Consider the following 2,855-nt stretch of genomic DNA (forward strand, 5'->3'; position numbering starts at 1 on the left):
CCCCGATCGGCTGCGGCGGGCTTGTGACCCGAGCCACAGATCATTGGCATCCGCCAACCTAGCGTCTCACCCACTGGACTCCCAAAACCCGCCTCGCCCCCTCCCCTTCTTCGCATTTCCCCGGGCAAATGCGCGCACGACCGCGCAGGCGCCCGGGGAAATGCGCGGGGACCGCGCAGCCGCCCGGGGAGATGCGCGGGGTGGTTAAGGTGCGCGCATGGACACCCCGCGGTTGCGCTCCGCCCTCGACCAGGTCCCCGCATACGTCGCCGGCAAGCCGCCGGTCGCGCGGGAGGGCCTGACGGTCTACAAGGTCTCGTCGAACGAGAACCCCTACCCTCCGCTCCCTTCGGTCGTGCAGGTCATCGAGGCGGCCGCGACGCAGGTCAACCGCTACCCCGACATGGGCGTGACCGCGCTGACCGATGCGCTGGCCGCGCACCTGGACGTGCCCCGCGAGCAGATCGCGACGGGCACCGGGTCGGTCGGGGTGCTCGCCCAGATCATCCAGTCGACGTGCGACCCGGGCGACGAGGTCGTGTACGCGTGGCGCTCCTTCGAGGCCTACCCGATCGTCGTCGCGATCGCCGGCGCCGTCTCCGTGCAGGTGCCCCTGACCGCCGACCACCGCCATGACCTCGACGCGATGGCCGCGGCGATCACCGACCGCACCCGCGTCGTCCTCGTCTGCACGCCCAACAACCCGACCGGGCCCTCGGTGACGCACGCGGAGCTCGAGGACTTCATCGCCAAGGTGCCGCGCGACGTGCTCGTCGTCGTCGACGAGGCCTACCTCGAGTTCGTCGAGGGCGAAGGGGAGGTCGACGGGCTCTCCCTGCGCCGCCGGTACGACAACGTCATGCTCCTGCGCACCTTTTCCAAGGCCTACGGCCTGGCCGGCCTGCGGGTCGGCTACGCGGTCGCGCCGGAGCCGGTGGCCGAGGCGCTGCGCAAGACCGCGACCCCCTTCGGCGTCAACCTCATCGCCCAGGCCGCGGCGATCGCCTCGCTCGAGGCCAAGGACGAGCTCGACGTGCGCGTCAAGGACCTCGTCGCCGAGCGCGCGCGGGTCGTCGAGGGCCTGCGCGAGGCGGGCTGGGAGATGGGCGAGAGCCAGGCCAACTTCGTGTGGTTCCCGCTCGGTGAGCGCACGGCGGACTTCGTCGCGGCGTGCAGCGACGCGGGTCTGTCGGTGCGCCCCTACGGCACCGACGGCGTGCGGGTGAGCATCGGGGAGACCGAGGCCAACGACCGCCTGATCGAGGTGGCCCAGGAGTTCCTGCGCGCAGGCTCCTGACGGCCGCGCATTTCCCCGGGGAAATGCGCGGTCTTGGCACCGTGGACCACGCGGGAGCGAAGGGGGGTCACCGCGCCTCGGCCATGGCGACGGCGTCGGCGATCCGCCGCAGGAGCGTCGTGGGGTCGTCCAGGTCCGCCCAGCCCAGCCGCACGAAGACCCATCCCTCGGCCTCGAGAGCAGCCTGTCGCGCCAGTTGGTCCTCCATCACCTCAGGTCCGGTGTACTTGCCCTCTCCGTCGAACTCGATCGCCACCTTGTACTCCCGCAGGGCGAAGTCGAGGCGACAGTTGCGGCCGCCTGCGCGCACCCACAGCTGCGGCTCGAACTCCCACGACCCCTGCCGCAGGATCACCGCAGTCAGGGTCTCCCCTGCCGACTCGTGCCTCGGATCGATGTCCGCCAACCACGCGCGAGCACGCTCGATGCCGGTGGACCCCGCGTGCGCCTTCAGCGATGCCGCGATGTCCTCCACGGTGCACATCCCTTGGTCCACGGCGAAGTCCGCGGCCACGAGGGCGCCCGGCGCGCTGTTGCACCGAGCTGCGCCGACGATGGCCGTCGGCACGTCGACGACCGGGATGTCCGCATCGACCAACGGGACGGCGACGCGGAGGGGTGCTGCCCCCTTCGACGGGAGTTGACTGACGCGCACCCCGCTGCGGGTGCGGCCGTGACCTCCCCCGGTGGTGGCGATCTCGACCACTGACAGGTCGCATCGCGCCACGGGAAGTCCGTGGAGGAGGAGGGCCGAGACACGGCAGGCAACGGCCCCCGGACCGTTGACACGGAGCGCGGCGACGGTGCGCAAGACGTGGCGTTCGTCCTCGGTGACATCGGGGAGGCAGGAGTACCAGCCTTGCGCCGGGCGCCAGATCAGCTCACGCCGGACGAGCAGCGCCAGGTCATGGCCCGAGATGCCGGCGTCACGCGCCTGCGAGGTCGTGAAGAGGGGCACGTCGCGCAGTGCGGACAGGTCGATGTGGCGTCGCAATGATCCGGGCATGTGTCCACGGTGCCCGGATCGTCCTTTCGGCCGTCAGAGTTATCCACAGCGCGCATTTCCCCGGGGAAATGCGCGCTCGGTCGGCAGTCCGTCCGTCCGGGGGCCGTTGCCGACGACCGGTCAGCGGTCGAGGTCTTCCTTCTCCGGCAGGACCCAGTTGAGGACCATCGAGACGATCGTGATGACGAGGGCGCCGATGACCGCGTCCCACCAGAACTCGGTGATCTCGAAGCTCAGGCCGAGCGGCTTGGAGATCCACTCGGTCAGCTGCAGCAGGAACGCGTTGACGATGAAGGTGAACAGCCCGAGCGTCAGCACGATGAAGGGGAACGTGAGGACCTTGGCGATCGGCTTCACGACCGCGTTGACCAGGCCGAAGATCAGCGCGACGAGGACGACGGTCGCGAACTTCGAGGCGAAGGTGGCGTCGTCCTCGGCGAGGACGATCCCGTCGATGAGCCACGCGGCGACCCACAGGGCCACGGCATTGACTGCGGTGCGGATCAGGAAGTTCGTCATGGCCCCAGCATGGCACCCGGGCGGGCCACCCGG

3 protein-coding genes are annotated in these 2,855 nt (G+C 70.3%); 1 reads left to right on the forward strand and 2 read right to left on the reverse strand.

Translation table 11 applies throughout. The features are described 5' to 3' along the window. The first annotated feature begins 217 nt into the window (after nucleotides 1–217). Nucleotides 218–1,297 (forward strand): histidinol-phosphate transaminase, encoded by a 1,080-nt coding sequence (gene hisC / locus JAN01S_RS16215; protein ID WP_068319825.1) that lies wholly within the window; start codon nucleotides 218–220, stop codon nucleotides 1,295–1,297. A gap of 67 nt (nucleotides 1,298–1,364) precedes the next feature. Here hisC and JAN01S_RS16220 read toward each other — a convergent pair whose 3' ends face one another. Continuing rightward, nucleotides 1,365–2,303: a type IV toxin-antitoxin system AbiEi family antitoxin domain-containing protein gene (locus tag JAN01S_RS16220; protein WP_157075815.1), complete on the reverse strand. Its 939-nt coding sequence runs from the start codon at nucleotides 2,301–2,303 to the stop codon at nucleotides 1,365–1,367. A gap of 120 nt (nucleotides 2,304–2,423) precedes the next feature. Further along, a complete protein-coding gene (locus JAN01S_RS16225; protein WP_068319829.1) occupies nucleotides 2,424–2,822 on the reverse strand; it encodes a phage holin family protein in 399 nt (132 codons plus the stop codon). Between the last annotated feature and the right edge of the window lie 33 nt (nucleotides 2,823–2,855).

Origin of the sequence: Janibacter anophelis NBRC 107843 (genome assembly GCF_001570945.1) — a bacterium.
Lineage (GTDB): Bacteria > Actinomycetota > Actinomycetes > Actinomycetales > Dermatophilaceae > Janibacter > Janibacter anophelis.

Excerpts from the sequence above, each read along its gene's own strand:
- hisC (WP_068319825.1), top strand. The coding sequence starts at position 218 with ATGGACACCCCGCGGTTGCGCTCCGCCCTCGACCAGGTCCCCGCATAC.
- JAN01S_RS16220 (WP_157075815.1), bottom strand. The coding sequence starts at position 2,303 with ATGCCCGGATCATTGCGACGCCACATCGACCTGTCCGCACTGCGCGAC.
- JAN01S_RS16225 (WP_068319829.1), bottom strand. The coding sequence starts at position 2,822 with ATGACGAACTTCCTGATCCGCACCGCAGTCAATGCCGTGGCCCTGTGG.